Below are 21749 nucleotides of genomic sequence, written 5' to 3' on the forward strand. Positions count from 1 at the left end.
CCGGACTGGCCATGAACGCCGACTGAGCGGGACTGTCAGCGGATCGACAGGATAGATTGGCCTACAATCAAGGTTATGCAGACACATCACTTTCGCCTGATCCTTGGTTTGCCGCTGCTGCTGGCAACTGGATGGTCCGCCGCCTATGGTCGTGCACATGACTGGGAAGACGACGATCACAGCCACGACCGCGCCCGACGGGCCACCGAACGCGGTGAGATCCTCAACCTGTCCGAGGTCTACACCCGGGTCGCAGCCCAAGTCCCAGGCCGCGTATTGGAGGCGGAACTGGAGCGGGAGCACGGGCGCTGGGTCTATGAACTGAAGATCCTGGACCCGCGCGGTCGGCTCCAGGAGATCGAACTGGATGCGCGCACCGGCGCGATCCTGGACCATGAGGAGAAAGAGTGATGCGCATCCTGGTGGTCGAGGACGATCCCCGCACCGTCGATATCCTGATCCGCGCGTTGACCGCCGCCGGTTATCTGGCGGACCACACGGGCGATGGTGAAGACGCCTGGTTTCGCGGCGATACCGAACCCTACGCGGCGGTCATCCTGGACCTGGGGCTGCGGGGCATGGATGGGCTCGCGGTGCTCAAGCGCTGGCGCGCCGCCGGCCGCGACCTGCCGGTGCTGATCCTCACCGCCCGTGGCGATTGGAGCGAGCGCGTGGAGGGGATCGATGCCGGTGCCGATGACTACCTGCCCAAGCCTTTTCGGGTGGAAGAACTGCTGGCGCGCCTGCGCGCCATTCTGCGGCGTGCCGCCGGGCAGACCTCGCCGGTCCTGCGGGCCGGCGGGCTGGCCCTGGACACCCGGCAAATGGGAGTGACCCTGGACGGCATCCCCATCCATCTCTCGCCTCAGGAGTACCGGCTGCTGTGTGTCCTGCTGCACCACAAGGGCTCGGTGGTCTCGCAAGGCGAACTGGCCGATCAAATCTACGCCGACGGAATCGAGCGCGACACCAACGGCGTGGAAGTCCTGGTCGGCCGGCTGCGCCGCAAACTCGGCGCCGACCTGATCCAGACCCGCCGCGGCTTCGGGTACCTGGTGGACGATCCCGAGCAGGCATCCACTCAAAACAACGATGATGCGTAACGCGTCGGTAATGCGTAAAACAACGAATACACTCGTTGTCGTTGTCGTTGTCGTAATCGAGGCACGACGCACGCGGCTGGGGTAGCCGCTTCGCAGGCTTGCAGGCGGCCTTGGATCGATCCGGAATCCGATAACGATTACGACAACGACAACGACCTAGACACCAAGGTTTTCACTAATGGACATGTTTAACTTGTTAGTGAACCCTTCCTTAGCGGCCGCAACACGATGACCCGCCGCTCCCTGCGCTTTCGACTGCTCCTGGCGGCCGCCCTGTCAATCACCTTGGCCTTGGTCGCCGCCGGGGTCGGACTCACGGCGCTGTTCGAGCACCATGTGACGCGGCGGCTGGAGGCGCAGCTCGACGAGACCCTGGGCCAGATCCTGGGTCACCTGGAGGCCACTGCGGGAGGACGCCTCCGGTTCGACCTGGCCCTGGCCGATCCGCGTTTCCAGACCCCGTTGAGCGGACTCTACTGGCAGATTCAGGACGAGGACCGGCCGACCTTGCTGCGCTCACGTTCGCTTTGGGATGTCGTACTGGACCTGCCCGCGGACACCCTGCCGGATGGGGCGCTACACCGTCATCAACTGCCCGGACCCGCCGGTCAGTCGCTGCTGGTTCTCGAGCGGGGGGTGCTGTTCCGGATCGGGTCAGACGAGCGGCGGGTGCGGGTCGCGGTCGCGCTGGACCGGCGGGAGTTGGCCCAAGCGAGCCGCGACTTCGCCGCCGACATTGTCCCCTATCTGGTGTTGCTGGGCGCGGTGCTGGGCCTGGCCGCCTGGGGCCAGGTCCGCATCGGCCTGGCCCCGCTGGACGCCGTGCGCCGGGGTGTGCGCGCCATCCGCTCGGGCGAGGCGCAACGCCTGCCGGCCGATTACCCCGACGAGGTTCAGCCCCTGGCTGAAGAAGTGAACTCGCTGCTCGATGCGCAGGCACGGGCGATCGAGCGTGCGCGGGCCTGGACCGCTGACCTGGCCCACGGCCTGAAGACCCCGCTGGTGGTTCTCGCGGCCGATGCCGAGCGTCTGCGCGACCTGGGTCAATCCGAGTTGGCGGACGATCTGGACGGACTGGCCCAAACCATGCGCCGACGCGTGGATCGGGAGTTGATCCGCGCCCGTGTTCGGGCACGGGCCGGCGCCCGCGCCGACGCCCGCGAGAGCGTTGGCCCCGCGCGCCGGGCCAATGAGCCGGGGGCCGATCTGCCCGACACCCTGAGCCGCGTGGTCCGCGCCCTGGAGCGCACCCCCAACGGGTCACGGCTGCACTGGGATCTGGACTGTCCCGACCGGCTCGCGGTGGCGATCCTCCCGGAAGACCTGACCGAACTCCTGGGCAACTGTCTGGAAAACGCGTCCAACTGGGCCAACACGCGGGTGCTGGTGCGGACCGAGACCGGCGACCGCATCAGGGTGCAGATCGAGGACGACGGCCCCGGTGTCCCGGAAGAGGCGCTCAAGAACCTGGGCCAGCGCGGCCTGCGGCTGGACGAGCGCACCCAGGGCTCCGGTCTGGGCCTGGCCATCGCGCAGGACATCTGCGACGCCTACGGTGGCGACCTGGCCTTCAGCCGCGCCGACCTGGGCGGATTCGCGGTGACCCTGCACCTGCCCGGTCGGGGCGCCTGAAGCCCTCAGCGCGGCGGCGGAAACAGAACCGCGGCGCCTGGCGCGGCCATCCCGACCGCCGAGCGGCCGAGGCTACGCGCGGGCAACGCCGAGAAAACGTCACCGTCGGCCGTCCACCCGAGCGGCCTTAGGGTAAACTGCGGATCATCTCGCGAGGCTGGGCCACTCCGACACCCGCGCCGTCGCCGATCACCAACATCCTGTCCCCTAAACCTGGTCGAAGAGGTGTCACATGGCCACTCCCAATTATGCGTTCGAGAAGCGTCAACGAGACCTTGCCAAGAAGCAGAAAAAGGAAGAGAAGCGCAAGCGGAAAACCACACCCAGTGACGACCAACCGCAAGTGGTTGAGGAAACGGACGACCAAACGGCTGCGCACGCGGTCGAGCCGCAATCGGACGACGACGACAAGCCGAGCACCTGATCCGGTGAAAGCGGCTCGAACCTGGCCGCACTGTCCGCTGCCAACCCCTCTTGTCGGGAGTTGTCAGCGAACCGTCAGCACTGTGGGTCCATAATGCCGCTCGGCAGAGGCTGCGAAGCGCACGCGCACTAAGGAGCAGAAACCCATGGGTCAGGAAACGGACAACGACTGTTCCCCCCGCGGCCTCGCCGCCCATCTGCTTCCTTTCACCGACCCAACAGCGCACCAAGGAGATTCATCATGCGTTTGAAAGCCACTCTGCTGCTCGGCAGTCTCATGACCCTCAGCGTCGCCAATCCGTCTCTCGCGGCCGATTGGCAGGCTTTGCCTGATCAAGCCCCGTTCCCGGCGGATAACCCTCCGAACGAAGCCAAAATCGAACTCGGCAAGATCCTGTTTTTTGATCCGCGGTTCTCCGAGCACGGCACCCTGTCCTGCAATTCCTGCCACAATGTGATGGCCGGCGGGGACGACAACCGCCCCAACTCCATCGGCATGCACGACGCCCGCGGCGGGCGGAGCGCACCGACCGTCTGGAACGCGGCCTTTTACTCGGTTCAGTTCTGGGATGGGCGCGCCGCCACCCTGGAGGATCAGGCGAAGGGACCGGTGGCCAACCCCATCGAGATGGGCATGGCAAGCCTGGACGAAGCCATGGCCCGGGTCGCCAAGATTCCCGGTTACCAGCCGCTGTTCGAGGCCGCCTTTCCGGGCGAGACCAACCCGGTCACCGGCGACAATGCAGTCAAGGCGATCGCCGCCTTCGAGCGCACCCTGATCACCCCCAATTCGCCCTATGACCGCTATGTGAAGGGCGACGCTACCGCCATGACCGAACAGCAAATCCGCGGCATGGAGACCTTCGACACCCTGGGCTGCACCTCCTGCCATTCCGGGGCCAACTTCAGCGGCCCGACGCTGCCCATCGGAACGGGCTTCTTCATGAAGTTTCCCACCTATCCGGGCAGTGCCTATGACGCCAAGTACAAGCTGACCAAGGATCCGGGCCGCTACGAGGTCACCAAGAAGGCCGCCGACCGGCACCTGTTCCGGGTACCGACGCTGCGCAACATCGCCCTGACGGCACCGTACTTCAACAACGGCCAGGTCCCCACCCTGGACATGGCAGTACAGGTCATGGCCAAGGTCCAGTTGAACAAGGACCTGACCGAGGCCCAGACGGCGGACCTGGTGGCCTTCCTCAACGCGCTGACCGGCGAGTTCCCGGAGATGGCGCTGCCGCGGCTGCCGGGAACGCCGAACATGAGCGTAATCCCGCCGGTTGACCCGCACCTGAAGGTCAAAGCGCATCGTTAAGCGCTTCTCGTTCCCACGCTCCAGCGTGGGAATGCAGTCCGGCCGCTCCAGCGGCCCGTGGCACCACGCGACGCCTTCCGTGTCGCGCTTGCTCCCTCGCTGGAGCGCGGGAGCCGGATCAAACAAGTCCATGAGTGAACGTCTTTGGCGTCTCGGTCGTTGTCGTTGTCGTAATCGAGATGATATTTCCGACTCGTTATTGATTGCGATCATGCTCCGCCACGATAGAGTTGTGCGGGATTTGCATCAACGAATCGTGCCATCGCCTCCTCAATTGAGGAGGCTTCCGAGATCAGTCCCTCCTTCCCGATCGGGAGAGCACTGTTGGCAGCGTTATAGCCAGGCTCCGCCATCCGCCGATTCCCGACCCATGCCGCGCCGCCTCTCCTGCGAAACGGTGCCTTCGCCCGCGGCGGATTGGTATTCTCAAGACCTGTGATCGCATGTGCATTCATCGGTTCGCGCTCCTATCGTTGCGTTGAAAGCGACCCGGCCGCGGCTGATCGCGACCTTGAGTGCAGCCTAACGCCACGCGGTTGACCACACCCTGTGCGGCCTTGTCAGCGAACCATCAGGCAACGCGACACCGCAAAAACCAAAGGAACATCAGCCACCCCGGAAGATGAATGTCCCCCGTGGGAGCGGCGTCCCGCCGCGATGGGTGCCGCGGTGACCTCGAACGGGTAGGACTACGGCCCGCCCCATCGCGGCGGGACGCCGCTCCCACAGGGTCGCTGCGCGACTTTCACGGTAAGGCTCGACCTCCGGTCTTCTTGCGGCCGGAACGACGACTAAGGTCCGCCTTCACACCTGATATCCGAACAGGACCTTGGCGCAAGGCGGGTTTAAAACCCGCCCCTACATCCGATGATCACGTTGGATGCCTATACTGCTTACAAATAGGACCGCGGCGCGAGCAGCGCCCATGGCGTTGCGGACCGAGGCAGCGCAGTCGCATCACCGACCGACAAACACCCTCGGGACCCTGCGCCCTGCCGGTGAACCGCAACGGTTTCAGGCAATCCACAAGGGGTCATACCATGCACCTCAATGAATCCTCCACGCCCATTGGCTGCATCGGCTGCGATGCGGCCGGGACCCTTCCAGGGCTCTTCCGGCAGCGGGTCGCGCAGTCCCCCGCGGCGGTCGCCTACCAGCAGTTCGAGGACAAGACCTGGCGCGATTACACCTGGTCGGAGGTCGCGGCACGCGTCGCACGCTGGCAACAGGGACTGGCGGGCGAAGGGCTGCAACCCGGCGACCGGGTGGCGCTGAGCCTGCGCAATAGTGTCGACTGGGTCTGTTTCGACCAGGCCGCACTTGGTCTCGGCCTGGTCCCGGTGCCCCTCTACATCACCGACAGCCCGGACAATCTGGCGCATATCCTCGGCGATTCCGGGGCCCGTTTGCTGCTCCTGGACTCGGACCGCCGCTGGTCGGCCCTCGCCTCCAGGCGTCAATCCTTCCCGGAGCTGCGGCGGGTGCTCTGTCTGCTGCGCGAGGTCCCCACCGAGGATGAGAGCGTCCGGTACCTCACCGACTGGCTGCCGGACACCGCAACCGCTGGGCCGGAGCGGGTCACGGCACCGGACACCCTGGCCACCATCGTCTACACCTCGGGAACGACCGGGAGACCCAAGGGGGTGATGCTGTCGCATCGCGGCATCCTCTGGACGGCGGAGGCCGTGCTGCGCCGCATTCCGGCCTGGCCCACGGACAGCTTCCTCTCCTTCCTGCCGCTGGCGCACGGTTTTGAGCGAACGGTCGGCTACTACCTGCCGATGATGGCGGGGAGCCGGATCAGCTTCGCACGCTCGGTCGAGTTATTGCGCCAGGATCTGCTGATCGTGCGCCCGACCGTGTTGCTCGCGGTGCCCAGGGTGTACGACAAGATCTACCTGGCCATCCAGACCCGGCTTGGCGAACGGGGTCTCAAACGGCGGCTGTTCGACACCACCGTCGACCTGGGTTGGCGACAATTCCGCGCGCGCCAGGGGCAGGCCCCGGCGCTCGGAGTGGTTCAGCGCCTGACCTTGCGCCTGCTGCGGCGCCTGGTCGCCGCGCAGGTGCTGGATCGGCTCGGCGGTCGCCTGCGGGTCGCCGTCAGCGGCGGTGCGCCCCTCTCGCCGGTGGTGGCACGGTTCTTCATCGGGCTCGGACTGCCGCTCACCGAGGGCTACGGGCTCACCGAGACCTCCCCCGTGCTCAGCAACACCCGGCCGGAGGACTGCATCCCAGGTTCAGTCGGCCGCCCCTTGCCCGGATTGGAAGTCCGTAGCGGACCGGCGGATGAATTGCTCGTGCGCACGCCGGGAATGATGCTGGGTTACTGGAACCACCCCGAGGCGACGGCGGGCATGATCGACGCGGACGGGTGGCTGCGCACCGGCGATGTGGCGGAGGTGCGGGATGGCTACCTCTATATCCGCGGACGATTGAAGGAGATTCTGGTCACCTCGGCGGGCGAGAAGGTGTCCCCCGTCGAAATGGAGATGGCCCTGACCATGGACCCGCTGTTCGCTCAGGCCATGGTCCTGGGCGAGGGACGCCCCTATCTGGCGGCCTTGCTGGTGTTGGAGCCGGACCTCTGGACACCCCTGGCCGAGGGTCTTGGGCTCGATCCGCGGGCACCGACCGCGCTGCAACACCCGACGGCCGTCGCTGCCATCCTGGCCCGGGTGCGGGAGCGTCTCCGGCCGTTCCCGGGCTACGCACAGGTGCGCGCGGTGCACCTGAGCCTGGAGCCCTGGACCATCGAGAATGGTCTCATCACGCCGACCACCAAGGTCAAGCGCTACGACCTGGAGACCCGGTTCGCGCCGGTCATACGCCAACTCTACCGGCATCGGGAGGTCCCACAGGATCCGTCTTGAATGGAGGATAAAGAGTCGTGCAGGACACGCCGGATGTTTGCTCGGCTTTGACGGAAACGGCGTAGTCAGGGCTTCCAGCCCTGACTGTTCCAACCCCGACGCCGCCAGGCCAGGATAGCCTGACTACGCACTTTCGCGGTCAAGCCTCGACCTCCAGTGCGCGAGGCCGGAACGATGGTCAACGCCAGAGAAAGCACCTGAGGTGATTTTCGGGAGAGGATCGACCTACGTTCAGGGGCGACTGAAGTCGCCCCTCCAGTCGCCCCAACAGCCATGCGGATTTTGCCGGCAGCCTTACTCCCAAGAAACGCCGAAGATCACATGAGTGGCTCGACGATGCCTGCCCGCGGACAGCGGTCGCCGCGCTCGACGATGAACCGCACCCGTTGGCCTGTCGCCAACGCCTTGAAGCCGTTCGTCATCAATGCATTGGATCGTACCGACACATCGTGACCACCGTCATCCCGGGCGATGAAACCGACCCCCCTATCCGCGTTCCATATCTTTACCGTACCGGTCAACATGCTCGCACCCTCTATCGATCGGATGGATTGGCGCGACCCAAGCCGCGCGCGTTGTACCGACTGAACTACGAGTCAGCAATCGGAAACTACCATCGGACCTATTGCAAAACAACATCTTTATTATAAATTACTTAAATACTTGGCTCTGCTTGGCAGGGACGGTGACGCCAACGAGACCAGGGCCGGATCATGATGCCAGGCATCCCGGTGGTCGACCAGCACACGCATCGAGTGCGCACGCCCGGCGGTGCCGCGGGCGCCCCGACCCTGCGGACACCTGAACCGATAGTCCGAATGACTCACGCGAAGGCGCGAAGACGCGAAGAAGAAAGAAAGATAAGTGAGATTTGATAATCTAATATTTGCGATGACGAAATGTGGGGGGAGAGCGATAGCGTCCGGTGATGAACGGCACGCGATGAGTTGTGCGCTTTCTTCCTTCGCGCCTTCGCGTGAGACCCTTCTTCGTCCGGATCCTCGCGCGAGACTCCCCTGGTTACAGACATCATTGGTGGCTTTATTGATCGAACTGAAATCGGTGGAACAACTTGCCGCAGTTCACGCCAAGCAAGTCTTGACCTATCTGCGCCTGATGAATCTCCCACTCGGGCTTCTCATTAATTTTGGTGCGTCTACTTTCAAGGAAGGCGTTAAGCGGGTCGTCAATCATCACCTTGATACTGCATCGTCGCGGCTCCGGATTAACCGGGGACCGGAATAGGTTTCGCGCGAGCACGGGGAGAAAAGTATCTCGCGCGAAGACCTTGATCTTAATCCCGGCCAGCGCCAGCAGGCCGTTGTGCCGCTCATGGCGCGTCGCCCTTCGCCTCGAACGGGAAAGCGGCGGCCCGGGCGGCGCCTCGCATGACGGGGTCGAGACCCCACAGGACGTGATCGAGCGGATAGGTCGAACGGACGCCGAGATCCTCCCAATGTTCGCTGATCCAGCGCTCCGCGGCGCGCCGGCCGATGTCGTGCAGGTGTTCGAGAAAGGCCCACTCGGCGTTCATCTTCGAGGACACACCGAGATCGGCCAAGTCATGCTCAGCGTGAATCCGGTGGATCGCCAGGTCGCGCAGGCGTTCATCCTGGTGCTCCGGGGCGGCACCGAGCATCTTGAGCATGAGGATGGCGCGAATGTCCTTCAGCAGACTGGAATTGAAGTCGATTTCATTGATGCGATTGAGGATGTCGCGGGCGGTCCGGGGCACGCCCTCGCGAATCAGCGGGTTGATCTGGACGATCACCAGATCGCGCGCGGTGGTCTCGTCGATCAGCGGATAGAGGACGGGATTGCCCATGAAACCGCCGTCCCAGTACGCCTCACCGTCGATCTCGACCGCCTGGAAGACGAACGGCAGACAGGCCGAGGCCATGACCGTATCGACCGTGATGTCCGGTGACTTGAAGACATGCGGCCGGCCGGTGCGGACATTGGTTGCGCTGATGAACAGTTTCACGGACTTGCAGTGGTTGACCCGATCGAAATCCACCAGACTTGCCACCAGGTCGCGCAACGGATTGAGGTTCAGCGGGTTCATCTCATAGGGCGACACCAGCCGGCTCATCAGATCCATCGCGATATAGCCGGGCGAGTAATCGAGCGACCAGCGCCCGAGCATCTGGTCGACCCAGGTGCGCTGGATCGGGCTGGTTTTCCCGGCCTCGCTGACCGCGCGCCAGAACCGCTTCAGCGCGTCGCGCGCGCCTTCGCGCCCTCCCTGCGCGAGACCATCGGCGACGACCACCGCGTTCATCGCCCCGGCCGAGGTGCCGCTGATCCCCTCGATCTGAATCCGCTCTTCGCTCAACAGACGGTCGAGTACGCCCCAGGTGAAGGCGCCGTGGGCGCCGCCGCCCTGGAGGCCGAGGTCGATCTTCTTGACTGCGGTGGTCATGGCGGCCCCCGAGGGCTCTGTAAAGTTTGACATGGGATCAAGGTTACTCGACCCCTACGCCATGTGGCAATCTTGCAGGTGTGACAGCGCCCGGCCCGCGGGAGAGGGTATTCAGGGATCTCGATCATCGTCGCGGCCGGTGCCCGGCAGTCGTTCATACCCCCGTGGGAGCGGCGTCCCGCCGCGATGCGGTGCCGCGGTAATCGTAGCGCTGCGGCTTCGCTCCCGGCCCGTCGCGGCGGGACGCCGCTCCCACGGGGTCGCCGGGCGACTTGCACGGGAAAGCCTCAACCGGTTTTCTTGTGGCTGGAACCACGATCGAGACCCTTTATGGCGACGCCCGCCAACCGATGTTAGAGTTCAGGCCCGTCGCGGCGCGACCAACGTCCCCACGACCAAAGTCTGTTTTGGAGTCTGTAGCAAGGGGGATGTTCACCATGGGCCTGATCGGTATTCTGCTGGGACTCGCACTCCTCATCTGGCTCGCTTATCGCGGCTGGAGCGTGCTGCTGCTGACCCCGGTCGCGGCCCTGATCGCCGCCCTGTTCGCGGGCGAGCCGCTGCTGGCGCATTGGACCCAGACCTTCATGGGCGGTGCCGCCGGATTTCTAGCACAGTTTTTTCCCATCTTTCTGCTCGGTGCGCTGTTCGGCAAACTGATGGAGGACAGCGGCTCGGTGCAATCGGTGGCCCGCTTCATCGGCAACAGCCTGGGGCCGCGGCACGCCATCCTCGCGGTAGTGCTGGCCGGGGCCATGGTCACCTATGGCGGTGTCAGCCTGTTCGTGGCGTTTTTCGTGCTGGCACCCATGGCGCAGACGCTGTTTCGGGATGCCAACATCCCGAGTCGACTGATGCCGGCCGCCATCGCGCTCGGCACCTCGACCTTCACCATGTCCGCCCTGCCGGGCACCCCGGCCGTCCAGAATGCCATCCCCATGCCCTTCTTCGGCACCACGCCCTTTGCCGCGCCCGGTCTCGGGCTGATCGCCGCGGCCATCATGCTGCTGTTCGGGCTCTGGTGGCTGGGTCGGGCGGAAGCCTCGGCTCGCCGCAAAGGCATCGGGTATGGCGGCAACCTGGGTATCGCACTGGCGCCCGATCAGGCCGCGAATGACCCACTGGTGCGGGAGCGCGCCACCACGGCAAACGCCTTCGATCCGGCCGAGGTGCAGCGGGGCCAGGCCAGCCCCGCGCTGCCTCCGGCCTTCATCGCCTTTCTGCCGCTGCTCGTGGTGGTGGCGGTCAATTTGGTGATGAGCCTGCTGATCCTGCCGCGCCTGGACCTGAGCTACCTGGCCGAAGACCGCTGGGGTCCCACCTCACCGGCCGCGGTAAGCGGCATCTGGTCGGTGATCGTGGCGCTCATCGCCGCCATCCTGACCTTGCTCGCGTTGAACTGGAAACGCCTGCCCAAACTGCGCGAGAGCGTGGACGCCGGTCTGAACGCCTCGGTGCTGCCGGTGATCAGCGTGGCCAGCCTGGTCGGCTTCGGCACCGTGGTGGCCGCGCTCCCCGCCTTTGAACTGGTACGCGCCTGGGTGCTCGGGATCGAGGGCGGCCCGCTGGTTTCGCTGGCGGTCTCCACCAACGTGCTGGCCGCGCTCACCGGCTCGGCTTCGGGCGGGCTTACCATCGCGTTGGAAGCACTCGGCTCGACCTACATGCAGCTCGCCGCGGAACTGGGCATCGATCCCGCGCTCATGCACCGGGTGGCGGTGATCGGCGCCGGCACCCTGGACAGTCTGCCCCACAATGGCGCCGTGGTCACCTTGCTGGCGGTCTGCGGCTCGACCCACAAGGAAAGCTATTTTGATATGGTGATGGTCGCCATTGTGGGCGCCATCATCGCGCTGGCGGCAATCATTGTGCTCGGCACGATGTTCGGCTCGTTTTGAGCGGTTGATGGCGATTCCCTGGAATCAACATCCCGGCGGCGCATGGAAGGTGAAAGTCGCGCAGCGACCCTGTGGGAGCGGCGTCCCGCCGCGATGGGGTCGGGCGTGTCACCGCAGCGTTCGCGGTCACCGCGGCACCGCATCGCGGCGGGACGCCGCTCCCACGGGGGACTTTCATCTTCCGGGGTGGCTTGATGTTCCCTCCATGGTCATTCGCCGGATCAGGCCCGCGCAGGAATCTTGTACACCCATGAACTCTAGTAACCCTGAAGTATGAACACTCGCTTGCAGCGGCAGCGTCCGGCCGCACTGCTCATCCTGATCGGGCTCGGCACGGCCTGCTGCGCCCCGGTCGGCGCGCGGTCCCTGCCGGCCGACCTCGCCGGCTGTGCCGCGGTGACCGCCGATCGGGAGCGGCTGGCCTGTTACGATCGTGCCAGCGGACGCCCCACCGCTCCCGCCCTGGACACGGCGCCGCCAAGCGCACCCATGACGGCGCCGGCCGCCCCGCTGACCGCCGGCTCAACCCAGACCGCGGCGCCGGCGCCACCGTCAATGATCGACAACGCCTGGGGCTTCACTCCCGACTCCAGCCGCTACACCATTGCGTTCTATCGACCCAATTATCTCCAGGTTGCCCGGTTTTCCAGCCAGCCGAACAATACGCCGTTCAAACAACTGTTCGATGCGGCACAGGCCCCGGACGCCGAGTTGGACGCGACCGAAGCACGCTTTCAGATCAGTTTCAAGGCGCGGCTGTGGAGCACCGAGGATCGCCGTTTCGGCGTCTGGGCGGCCTATACGCAGCAGAGCCAGTGGCAGGTCTATAACGGCGAACTCTCGCGCCCCTTTCGCGAGAACAACTATATGCCTGAGCTGATCGGCAGCTTCCGGCCGGGGATCGCGTTCTGGGGCTGGCGTTGGGAACTGTTCAATATCGGCTACACCCACCAATCCAACGGCCGTGCCGACCCGATCTCGCGCAGTTGGGACCGTCTGATCGCGGAGTTCGGTGTCGAGCGCGGCAACCTCGCACTTCTGCTCCGGACCTGGTATCGCCTTCCGGAGGAGAACCAGGACGATGACAACCCGGACATCGAGGACTATTTCGGTTACGGCGACATCACGGCAGTCTACAAATGGCGCGGTCACAGCTTTGCCTTCACCGGCCGCGGGAATCTCGACACCGGCAAGGGCGCCGCCCAGTTCTCCTGGACCTCGCCGCCGATCTTCGGTCCACTGCGCGGCTACATCCAGGCCTTCACCGGTTACGGCGACAGCATGATCGATTACAACTGGAATCAGAACTCGGTGGGCATCGGTGTCGCGCTGAACGACCTGCTGGATGGCCCGGAGCCACAGGAATGACGGCAGTCGCCAAGGGTTTACCGTAATGCACGCGAATCGACTCCCCGGTCGCCCGACGTTCACCGATCAGGATCCAACCGCCGCCACACCGTCCGTGCTCGCCGCACTCGCGCGCGGTGCCGGGTTCTTCGGCTTCTGGCTGCTGCTGGCCCGCCCCGGCACGGACACCCCGAGCACGCCGGATCTGGCCGCCGATCTGGTGGTCGGCCTCCTGGCCGCCGCCGCGGCCGCCTGGGTCAGCTTGCGTCTCCTGCCGCCCGCCCGGAAAAGGCTGCACGTCGGCGCGCTCGCGCGGTTCGCCGTCCATTTCGTCTGGCAATCCATGGTCGCCGGGGTGGATGTGGCACGCCGCGCCTTCGACCCGCGCCTGCCGCTGAACCCCGGCTATCTGGCTTACCCGGTGCGCCTCGCGCCGGGCACCGGGCGGGCGGCCTTCGGTGCGGTCACCAGTCTGATGCCGGGCACCTTGCCGGTCGGCACCGGGGCCGATGACGCGCTGGTCTATCACTGCCTGGATCTCGATCAACCCGTCGCGGCCGGGCTCGCCCGCGACGAGGCGCTGCTCGCGCGGGTGCGGGGCGGCGGCGGGGGCTGTCGATGACCGCGTTTCTGCTCGGCGCCGCGGCCTTTATCCTGGGGACTGTCGCCTTGGGGCTGGTCCGAATTCTGCGCGGCCCCGGCAACGCGGACCGGATGTTGGCCGCCCAACTGCTCGGCACCGGCGGCGTTGCTGCCTTGCTGCTGCTGGGCGTCGCCACCGGGGTCGGTTCGGTGTCCGAGGTGGGGCTCCTGCTGGCTCTGCTCGCCGCCTTCGGCTCGGTCGCGTTCGTCACCGGCGCCGGCCGTGCGAGTGAAGCGCCGGCCGCGGATTCCGCCGCGGGCACCCAGGGCGCGGCGCGGAGTGAGCCCGAATGAGCCTCGCGTTGGATCTCTTCACCATCGTCGCGGTCACCCTTGGCGCCATCTTCTTTCTCGCCGGTACGGTCGGACTGCTGCGCTTCCCCGACACCTTGACCCGGCTCCATGCGCTGACCAAGGCGGACAACCTGGGGCTGGGACTGGTGGTGCTGGGCCTGCTGCCTCAGGCCACGGCGCCCTTCGGCTGGATCGGCCTGATCGCGGTCTGGCTGCTGGCGCTGCTGTCCGGGGCCACGGTCGGCCAACTCCTGGCCGAGGCCGTGCGTCCGCCCGAGTGGGATCAGGCCCGGACGCCGGATGCTTCGCCGGTTGGTCACCCGAATGCTCCTGAGGCGTCTTCCCATGACTAGCGCGCTGGTGGTGGATGCCGCCCTGGTCCTGCTGGTCCTGGGTCTCGCACTGTGGATCACCGCTGCCCGCGCGGCTTACGGCGCCGCGGTCGGCTTCGTCGCCTACGGGCTCTTGCTCACCCTCATCTGGGTGCGGCTCGCCGCGGTGGACGTGGCCATGACGGAGGCGGCCCTGGGCAGCGGACTGACCGGCCTCCTGCTGCTCGGCGCGGCGGCCCGACTGGCTCCCTACGAGGCTGCCGAGCACCAGCGCAGACCGGGCCTTGGGCTGCGCGTCCTGGTCGGCGTCCTGTGCGCGGCCATTGCCGCCGGGCTCGCTGCCGTGGTCCTGCTGCTGCCCGATCCGGCCCCCAGCCAGGCCCTCGCGGTGGCGGCGCACCTGCCCGCGACCGGGCTGGGCAATCCGGTGACCGGTGTGCTGATGGCCTATCGCGCGGTCGACACCCTGCTGGAATCCGTGGTGCTGGTGCCGGCCCTGATCGGGGTCTGGTCCCTGTCGACCGAGATGGGCTGGGGCGGGCGGCCGGGGTTCCTGACCCCCTGGCGCTCGGGCAGCGCACTGCCCCTGCTGGCCAGGGTGCTGCCGCCCTTTGGCATTCTGGTCGGCATCCACCTCGTCTGGGCCGGCGCCGACGATCCCGGCGGCAAGTTCCAGGGTGCCGCCGTTTTGGCCGCCATGTGGATTCTGGTCATGGTGGCGGGCCTGCGGGAACCGCCGCGGGTGAGCGATCGACTCATGCGTTTCCTGCTGGTCGTCGGTCCACTGTGCTTCATCGGCATCGGGGCGGCCGGGATCCGGCTGGCTGGCGCCTTCCTGGCTTATCCGGAGGCTTACGCCAAACCACTGATCATCGCCATCGAGGTCGGCCTGACCATCTCGGTCACCGCGGTGCTCGGCTTGCTGCTTGCGGGACCGCCGGTGCCTGAGCCCCAGTACCAGCGCCAATCACGGAGGCGGTCATGAGTGGGACGACCCTGTTCGGACTCTGCGCCGCCGCCCTGGTCGGATTGGGCCTCTACGGGCTGATCTGCCAGCCCGGCGCACTGCGCAAGATCCTGGCGTTCAACCTGATCGGCAGCGGTGTCTTCCTGCTGTTCGGCGTGATCGCCCAACGCGGCGGCGGCGTCCTGGCCTTGGCCGGAACCGGCGCCGACGGCGACCCCGTTCCCCAGGCGCTGGTCATCACCGGACTGGTGGTCGCTTTTGCGGCCACCGCCATCGCCGTCACCCTGCTGGTGCGCCTCGCCGAGACCAGCGCGCGCGGGACGCTGGAGGGCGATGAACCCGCGCCCCCGGCGCCCGCCGGCGAGCGGCGGCCATGATGGCGCTCCAACCGCTGTTCGCCGCGTGGTTCGCGGACCTGATGGACCTGGGCGGCCTCCTGCTGGTCATCCCGCTGATGCTGCCGGTCGTCGGCTTGCTGCTGGCGCTGATCGTGCGTGGGCGGTCCCTGGGCCGCTTCGCCCTGGCGCTGCTGCTGCTGGGGCTCACCAGTGCGGCGGCAATCACCGCCGCCGTCGCGACCGGCGACCAGGCCCTGCATTACCAGTTGGGCGGTTGGGCGCCGCCCCTGGGGGTGGCCCTGAAGGCCGATGGGCTCTCGGCCGTCATGCTCCTCACCACCGCGGTGGTGCTGCTGGGCGTCGGCATCTATGCCCAGCGGGGCTTCCAGGTCCCGGCCGGCCTGCCCGAGACCCGCCGATCCCTCGCCTTCTGGACCCTGCTGTGCGGAATTTGGGGCGGCATCAACACCGTCTTTCTTGGCCAGGACCTGTTCACCCTGTTCGTCGCGCTGGAACTCCTCACCTTCTCCGCGGTGCCCCTGGTGGCCCTCGACGGCCGGCCCGAGACCCTGGCGGCGGCGCTGCGTTATCTGCTGTTCGCGCTCCTGGGCTCGGTGCTCTATCTGCTGGGCGCGGTGCTCTTCTATGGCACCTACGGCACCCTGGATATCGCCCTGCTGGCTGACCTGATCGCGGGGGCCGACGCCTTGCCGCCCGCCGTGCCCGTCGCCGCCGCCCTGATGACCGTCGGCCTGCTCGCCAAGACCGCGCTCTTCCCATTGCATCTGTGGCTGCCGCCCGCCCATGCGGGCGCACCGCCGGCGGCCAGCGCGGTGCTCTCGGCGCTGGTGGTCAAGGCGTCCTTCTTCCTGATCCTGCGGATCTGGTTCGATCTGATGCCCGCACTGCTGACCCTGACGGCGGCCCAGGTGCTCGGTGCCCTGGGCGCCGCGGCCATCCTGTTCGGCAATCTGGTCGCCCTGCGGCAGACGCGGCTCAAGCTGCTCATCGCCTATTCGACCCTGGCGCAGATCGGATACCTGTTCCTGATCTTCCCGCTGGCGGCGGGCGGCAGTTCGGTCGCAATAACCGCCGGCGCGCTCCAGGTGGTCTCGCACGCCTGTGCCAAGGCCGCCATGTTCATGGCCGCCGGCCTGATCGCCGCCGCCCTGGGCCATGACCAGATTCGCGGGCTGGGCGGCATCGGCCGCGCGCTGCCGCTCACCGTCCTCGCCTTCGGGCTCGCTGGACTGTCACTGATCGGCCTGCCGCCGAGCGGCGGCTATCTGGTCAAAACGCTACTCTCCGCCGAGGCGATCGGTACCGGGCAATGGTGGTGGTACCTGGTCGTGCAGGTCGGCGGCCTGCTCACCGCCGCCTATCTGTTCTTCGTGTTGAGCCAGGCCCTGTCCGCATCGCCGCAACCGACAATCCCGCGCGAACACCCCCGGCTAGTGCAGCAATTGGTGGTCCTCGCCCTGGCCCTCTGCGCCCTGCTGCTCGGGCTGCTGCCGCTATCCGCCGTCGACCTGCTCGAAATCGGCCGCCCGGCCGCCGCCGACAGCGGCGCCGCCTCCGCTCTGCTGGCCGACGCCTGGAGCCTGGACAAACTCTGGTCTGGTCTCTGGCCCGTACTGATCGTCGCGGCCCTGGTCATCGCCGTACGGTACCGGCAGCAGCGCAAACCGGTGGAGCCGGAAGGGATCAAGCCAACCGCCGCGCCGGGACGCGCACTCGATCAACTGGACAGCCTGTTGCGGCAATGGCCGGTCGGCGGGCTCTTGCTGTTGGTGCTGGTTGCGGCATTGGTGCAGACGATGTTGGTTGGGCGGTGAGGAACCATTGACACATCAACTGAACAAGTCGGTTAGGAAACGCCTGTGACATCTCGGTCGTTGTCGTTATCGTAATCGAGGTCTTTGATGCTCGCGAAGATGCCCCCACCCCGCGTCCTTTCGCTATCCGAGCAACCGGAGGCCGAGGCTTTAGCCGGTCGAAATCGCGTTTTCGCGTACCTGGTCCGGCTAACGGCCATGGCGCCCGCGCCACCCCGGGACATGAAAGTCCTCTCGACCACTGTCGCAACTGCCGATATGCGAGGCTGCGTAGTCAGGGCTTCCAGCCCTGACTGTTCCAGCCCCGACGCCGCCAGGCCAGGATGGCCTGACTACGCACGTTCACGGTAAAGCCTCAACCTCCAGGCCGATGGTGGATGCGCTGCGCTTATCCACCCGAAACCGGCTCCGTTGTAGGGTGGATAAGGCGCGCCGCTCGGTGTCAGGGATTTGGCACGGCGGTCGCGCGCGCCGCATCCACCAGAGGTCGCGCGGTGCCGCCCAAATTAGGAATTGCTGTCCAGGCACTGGGCGGAACGCCGGCCCCTATCAATAGTCCGCCTACCCCAGGCCCGCGTGACACCACTCCAGAAACTGGCATAGTATTCGCCATCACTGCGGCGAAGCCGCGAGTGGGACCGCCGGCAGCCTGCCGGCCCGCCGCCGTCAGGCGGCGTTCGGAACCGATGAAAGCCTGATAAATCGCTGTAAAAACGACAAAAAACCCGGCGCTTCGCACCGGAGCCGACAGGCTGTCGGCGGTCCCAGTCGCCGCCTTTCGGCGGAGGATTGGCCGCCGGGGCGAATGCATGACAACAGGCATCCACCATGAATGACTATGCGCAATACGAAAAGGACTGCGAGGCGATCAGGAAAGCGAACAAGCAACTGCTGACCGAGTTCAGCGCCTGGCTGAAAACCGCGGGCCTTGCCGCCGGCACCATCAAGAATCACTGCTCCAACATCGCGTTTTACGTAAACGAATTCCTGCTATACGAAGAAGCCATAGAAGCAAAAGACGGCGCCACCGAAGTCGACGCGTTTCTCGGCTACTGGTTCATCAAGAAGGCCATGTGGTCTAGCGAGGCAAGCATCAAGAGCAACGCCGCCAGCCTCAAGAAATTCTATACCTTCATGCATGAGAAAGGCCTGATCGATAAACAGGCACTGGCTGACCTGAAAGAAGACATCAAAGACGGCCTGCCCGAATGGCTGGCAACCCTGGCGCGCTATGATGATCCCGATGAAGACGAGGTGTGGTAATGCGCTCAGCGCAATGATCAACGACCTCGATCAATCATTGTCGTAGGATGGGTTGAGCGCAGCGAAACCCATCATGTGTCCGACTCCGCCAGCAAGTGGTCGATGGAGTAATCGTGTACAAAATCGCCCTGGCGCGCCTGCGTCTCGCCCTGCGCCAGATGTGCCCGAAGCGCCGTCAGCTTGCTGTTACGTTCCTCCATGTAACGTAGCGCGTCCTGCACGACCTCGCTCGCAGAACCGTAACGCCCACTGACGACTTGGTTCCTGATGAACACCTCCCAGTGTTCTTCCAAGCTGAGACTCGTCGTTGCCACGGCACACCTCGATGATTCGATCTTGAGAATTATGAATAGACCAAGCCCGCCATACGATCAAGCAAGACCCGCCGGATACCGATAAGAGTAGCCGTCAACCGACCACAAAACCAGAGACTAACCCCCGAGCCCCCCATGGACGACGACACGACCGCCTACTACCGAGCCAACGCCGACACCTTCTTCGCCGACACCCTCGCGGTGGACATGGCGCCGCTCTATGCCCGCTTTCTGCCGCACCTGCCCGTCGGCGGCCGGATCCTGGACGCCGGCTGCGGCTCCGGCCGCGATGCGCTGGCCTTCCGTGAGCGCGGCTATGCGGTCACCGCCTTCGATGCCTCGGCCGAACTGGCCGCGCTGGCCGCCGCCCATCTCGGTCAGCCGGTCCAGGTCCTGCGCTTTCAGGATCTGGAACGGACTCAGGCCTTCGACGGCATCTGGGCCTGTGCCAGCCTGCTGCATGTGCCCGGTGCCGAGTTGCCGGAGGTCTTGCGCCGACTGGCCATGGCGCTGCGGCCAGGCGGCGTGCTCTATGCCTCGTTCAAGTACGGCAGCGGCGAGCGCGAGCACCATGGCCGCCGCTTCACCGACCTCGATGAAGCCGGCCTGGCGACCCTACTCACCCAGGTCCAGGGTTTGACCGAACTGGAAACCTGGACGACCGGCGACCGCCGCCCCGGCCGCGAATCAGAGCGCTGGCTCAATGCCCTCCTAACCACGACGGCGGATGCATGGCCCAACAGCTGACCACCGGCGGCGTCCGCGATCCCTTTCTGCCCCGACTGCTGGCCGCCATCCGCCGCGCCAACCAGATCGACCTGGCGGTCGCCTTCATCAAATCCAGCGGACTGGCCCTGCTCTTCAATGCGCTGACCGATGCGGTCGAGACCCGCGGCGCCCGCCTGCGTGTCCTCACCAGCGACTATCTGGATGTCACCGACCCCCAGGCGCTGCGACGGCTGATGCTGCTCGCGGAGCGCGGCGCCGACGCGCGAATCTTCCAGTCGGACGATCAGAGCTTTCACCTCAAGGCCTACATCTGCGTCCATGGCGACGGGGTACGCGAGGTCTGGGGCGCGGCCTTCGTCGGCTCCAGCAATATCAGCCGCACCGCCCTCACCGACGGGCTGGAGTGGAATTACCGGATCGACCGGACGACCGATCCCGCCGACCCCGCCGACAGCCGTTTCCGCGAGATTCGTGACGCCTTTCAGACCCTGTTCGATCACCCGTCCGTCTACCCGCTGGACCACGACTGGATCGAAGCCTACGAACAGCGCCGCAAGGTGCAGCGCCTGCCGATCGCGCCCGGCAGCGATGACCCGGAGGACGCCGCGCCCTGGCCCACGGAGGTCCAGCGGGAAGCCCTGACCGCGCTGGCGGATTCACGGGCGGCCGGGTTCCGCCGCGGCCTGGTGGTCATGGCGACCGGACTGGGCAAGACCTTCCTCGCCGCCTTCGACAGCGAACAGATGCAAGCCGGGCGGGTCCTGTTCGTCGCCCATCGAGAGGAAATCCTGCTCCAGGCCGAAGCCAGCTTTCAGCGCGTCCGGCCCCGCGCCCGGATCGGGCGCTATACGGGTGCCCGCAAGGACGCGGGCGCGGACCTGCTGTTCGCCTCCATTCAGACCTTGGGACAGGAATCGCACCTGCGGCTCTTTGATGCCGGGCATTTCGATTATGTCGTGGTCGATGAATTCCATCATGCCGCCGCGCCCATCTATCGGCGCCTCCTGCAACACTTCCACCCGCGCTTTCTGCTCGGCCTGACCGCCACCCCGGAGCGCACCGATCAATCCGACATCCTGAGCCTCTGCGACGACAACCTGGTTTATACCCGTCATCTGTTCGATGGAATCGAACTGGGCCTGCTGTGTCCATTCCATTACTTCGGCATCTATGACGAAACGGTGGACTACCAGGAGATCCCCTGGCGCAACGGCCGCTTCGATCCGACCGCCCTGTCGAACAAGCTCGCCACCCTGGGCCGCGCCCGCCACGCCCTGCGGCATTGGAAAGACAAGGCACAGGAACGCACCCTCGCCTTCTGCGTCTCCGCCGCCCACGCCGACTTCATGGCCGAGCGCTTTCTCCGCGAAGGCATCCGCGCCGCCGCCGTCTATTGTGGATCGGTACTCGACCGCAGCGCCGCCCTGGAACTCCTGGAGTGCGGCGACCTGCAAGTCATCTTCTCGGTGGACCTGTTCAGTGAAGGCGTGGACCTCCCGGCCATCGACACCGTGATGATGCTGCGGCCCACCGAGTCCAAGATCCTCTTTCTGCAGCAACTCGGCCGCGGCCTGCGCCGCCACGCGGGCAAGGAGCGCCTGGTCGTGCTGGACTTCATCGGTAACCATCAGGGCTTTCTCAACAAGCCGCAGGCACTCTTCGACGTCGGTTCGCGCTACCGGGACCTCGCTGCCTTTGCACGCCAGGCGCGCGACGGACAACTGAAACGTGTCCTTTCGGCAAGCCTGCATGAATCCCACGCGCGGGTCCGGTAACGTGGGAGCCCCGCGTTCTTGGCGACCGGAAGGCCCAGCGTGGCCGGGGTCCAGACGGGCCGGGGCCGAACCGGCGGACCGTTGTTGGCCCAGTCACCCAGTCAGCAGCCACCAGCGCCCCGGCGCGGCTGGGCGGGAGCGTGACAGGGTGCGGTGGGCGCGCGACGCGCGCCCGGCGCGGAATCAGTCCGGTGGGGGATCGGGATCGGCGGCGAGGCGCGCCAGTGCGATGGTGTAATTCCAC

At 66.1% G+C, this 21749-nt stretch carries 21 protein-coding genes; 18 read left to right on the forward strand and 3 right to left on the reverse strand.

Annotated elements, in window-relative coordinates:
* Nucleotides 1–75 precede the first annotated feature (75 nt).
* The 6 genes from A39O_RS0117875 to A39O_RS0117900 all read left to right on the forward strand — a co-directional run bounded on the left by A39O_RS0117875 (nucleotide 76) and on the right by A39O_RS0117900 (nucleotide 7349).
* Nucleotides 76–411, forward strand: coding sequence for a PepSY domain-containing protein (locus A39O_RS0117875; protein ID WP_020506035.1), 336 nt, complete (start codon nucleotides 76–78; stop codon nucleotides 409–411).
* Nucleotides 411–1103, forward strand: coding sequence for a response regulator transcription factor (locus A39O_RS0117880; RefSeq protein WP_020506036.1), 693 nt, complete (start codon nucleotides 411–413; stop codon nucleotides 1101–1103). The genes A39O_RS0117875 and A39O_RS0117880 overlap by 1 nt, the downstream gene beginning before the upstream one ends.
* Before the next feature lie 228 nt (nucleotides 1104–1331).
* On the forward strand, nucleotides 1332–2735 hold the full coding sequence (locus tag A39O_RS0117885; protein WP_020506037.1) for a sensor histidine kinase: 1404 nt from the start codon (nucleotides 1332–1334) through the stop codon (nucleotides 2733–2735).
* A gap of 232 nt (nucleotides 2736–2967) precedes the next feature.
* Nucleotides 2968–3159 carry a hypothetical protein gene (locus A39O_RS34030; RefSeq protein WP_020506038.1) on the forward strand — a complete coding sequence of 64 codons (192 nt, stop codon included), beginning with the start codon at nucleotides 2968–2970 and terminating at the stop codon, nucleotides 3157–3159.
* Nucleotides 3160–3399: 240 nt separating this feature from the next.
* Nucleotides 3400–4476, forward strand: coding sequence for a cytochrome-c peroxidase (locus A39O_RS34035; protein ID WP_020506039.1), 1077 nt, complete (start codon nucleotides 3400–3402; stop codon nucleotides 4474–4476).
* A gap of 1040 nt (nucleotides 4477–5516) precedes the next feature.
* Nucleotides 5517–7349, forward strand: coding sequence for an AMP-dependent synthetase/ligase (locus A39O_RS0117900; protein WP_020506040.1), 1833 nt, complete (start codon nucleotides 5517–5519; stop codon nucleotides 7347–7349).
* A gap of 317 nt (nucleotides 7350–7666) precedes the next feature.
* On the opposite strand, the gene A39O_RS0117905 is transcribed toward A39O_RS0117900, so the two are convergent.
* On the reverse strand, nucleotides 7667–7873 hold the full coding sequence (locus tag A39O_RS0117905) for a cold-shock protein (protein WP_020506041.1): 207 nt from the start codon (nucleotides 7871–7873) through the stop codon (nucleotides 7667–7669).
* A gap of 520 nt (nucleotides 7874–8393) precedes the next feature.
* On the opposite strand from A39O_RS0117905, the gene A39O_RS42735 reads away from it, so the two are divergent.
* Nucleotides 8394–8594 (forward strand): GxxExxY protein, encoded by a 201-nt coding sequence (locus A39O_RS42735; protein ID WP_245561924.1) that lies wholly within the window; start codon nucleotides 8394–8396, stop codon nucleotides 8592–8594.
* An 85-nt stretch (nucleotides 8595–8679) separates the two neighbouring features.
* On the opposite strand, the gene A39O_RS0117915 is transcribed toward A39O_RS42735, so the two are convergent.
* Nucleotides 8680–9804, reverse strand: coding sequence for a patatin-like phospholipase family protein (locus tag A39O_RS0117915; protein ID WP_020506043.1), 1125 nt, complete (start codon nucleotides 9802–9804; stop codon nucleotides 8680–8682).
* Between the two features lie 395 nt (nucleotides 9805–10199).
* Here A39O_RS0117915 and A39O_RS0117920 point away from each other — a divergent pair, with 395 nt between their 5' ends.
* The 9 genes from A39O_RS0117920 to A39O_RS0117960 all read left to right on the forward strand — a co-directional run bounded on the left by A39O_RS0117920 (nucleotide 10200) and on the right by A39O_RS0117960 (nucleotide 18687).
* Nucleotides 10200–11669, forward strand: a complete 1470-nt coding sequence (locus tag A39O_RS0117920; RefSeq protein ID WP_020506044.1) for a GntT/GntP/DsdX family permease — start codon at nucleotides 10200–10202, stop codon at nucleotides 11667–11669.
* A 273-nt stretch (nucleotides 11670–11942) separates the two neighbouring features.
* Nucleotides 11943–13037, forward strand: a complete 1095-nt coding sequence (locus A39O_RS0117925; RefSeq protein ID WP_020506045.1) for a phospholipase A — start codon at nucleotides 11943–11945, stop codon at nucleotides 13035–13037.
* 25 nt (nucleotides 13038–13062) lie between these two features.
* Nucleotides 13063–13638 carry a Na+/H+ antiporter subunit E gene (locus tag A39O_RS0117930; protein WP_020506046.1) on the forward strand — a complete coding sequence of 192 codons (576 nt, stop codon included), beginning with the start codon at nucleotides 13063–13065 and terminating at the stop codon, nucleotides 13636–13638.
* Nucleotides 13635–13952: a monovalent cation/H+ antiporter complex subunit F gene (locus A39O_RS0117935; protein WP_020506047.1), complete on the forward strand. Its 318-nt coding sequence runs from the start codon at nucleotides 13635–13637 to the stop codon at nucleotides 13950–13952. Before A39O_RS0117930 ends, A39O_RS0117935 begins: the two co-directional genes overlap by 4 nt.
* A complete protein-coding gene (locus A39O_RS34040; RefSeq protein WP_020506048.1) occupies nucleotides 13949–14305 on the forward strand; it encodes a monovalent cation/H(+) antiporter subunit G in 357 nt (118 codons plus the stop codon). Before A39O_RS0117935 ends, A39O_RS34040 begins: the two co-directional genes overlap by 4 nt.
* Complete coding sequence (locus A39O_RS0117945; protein ID WP_020506049.1) at nucleotides 14298–15269, forward strand: MnhB domain-containing protein; 972 nt, start codon at nucleotides 14298–14300, stop codon at nucleotides 15267–15269. The genes A39O_RS34040 and A39O_RS0117945 overlap by 8 nt, the downstream gene beginning before the upstream one ends.
* Nucleotides 15266–15628, forward strand: a complete 363-nt coding sequence (locus A39O_RS0117950) for a cation:proton antiporter subunit C (protein WP_020506050.1) — start codon at nucleotides 15266–15268, stop codon at nucleotides 15626–15628. The genes A39O_RS0117945 and A39O_RS0117950 overlap by 4 nt, the downstream gene beginning before the upstream one ends.
* Nucleotides 15625–17424 (forward strand): complex I subunit 5 family protein, encoded by a 1800-nt coding sequence (locus A39O_RS0117955; RefSeq protein ID WP_020506051.1) that lies wholly within the window; start codon nucleotides 15625–15627, stop codon nucleotides 17422–17424. Before A39O_RS0117950 ends, A39O_RS0117955 begins: the two co-directional genes overlap by 4 nt.
* An 828-nt stretch (nucleotides 17425–18252) precedes the next feature.
* Entirely contained in the window at nucleotides 18253–18687 is a 435-nt protein-coding gene (locus tag A39O_RS0117960; protein WP_020506052.1) for a hypothetical protein, read from the forward strand.
* 71 nt (nucleotides 18688–18758) lie between these two features.
* Here A39O_RS0117960 and A39O_RS0117965 read toward each other — a convergent pair whose 3' ends face one another.
* Nucleotides 18759–19001 (reverse strand): type II toxin-antitoxin system ParD family antitoxin, encoded by a 243-nt coding sequence (locus A39O_RS0117965; protein WP_020506053.1) that lies wholly within the window; start codon nucleotides 18999–19001, stop codon nucleotides 18759–18761.
* Nucleotides 19002–19136: 135 nt separating this feature from the next.
* On the opposite strand from A39O_RS0117965, the gene A39O_RS41790 reads away from it, so the two are divergent.
* Nucleotides 19137–19748 carry a class I SAM-dependent methyltransferase gene (locus A39O_RS41790; RefSeq protein ID WP_020506054.1) on the forward strand — a complete coding sequence of 204 codons (612 nt, stop codon included), beginning with the start codon at nucleotides 19137–19139 and terminating at the stop codon, nucleotides 19746–19748.
* Nucleotides 19733–21505: a DEAD/DEAH box helicase family protein gene (locus A39O_RS34045; protein ID WP_020506055.1), complete on the forward strand. Its 1773-nt coding sequence runs from the start codon at nucleotides 19733–19735 to the stop codon at nucleotides 21503–21505. Before A39O_RS41790 ends, A39O_RS34045 begins: the two co-directional genes overlap by 16 nt.
* The last annotated feature ends 244 nt before the right edge of the window (nucleotides 21506–21749 follow it).

It is taken from the genome of Lamprocystis purpurea DSM 4197, from assembly GCF_000379525.1.
Lineage (GTDB): Bacteria > Pseudomonadota > Gammaproteobacteria > Chromatiales > Chromatiaceae > Thiodictyon > Thiodictyon purpureum.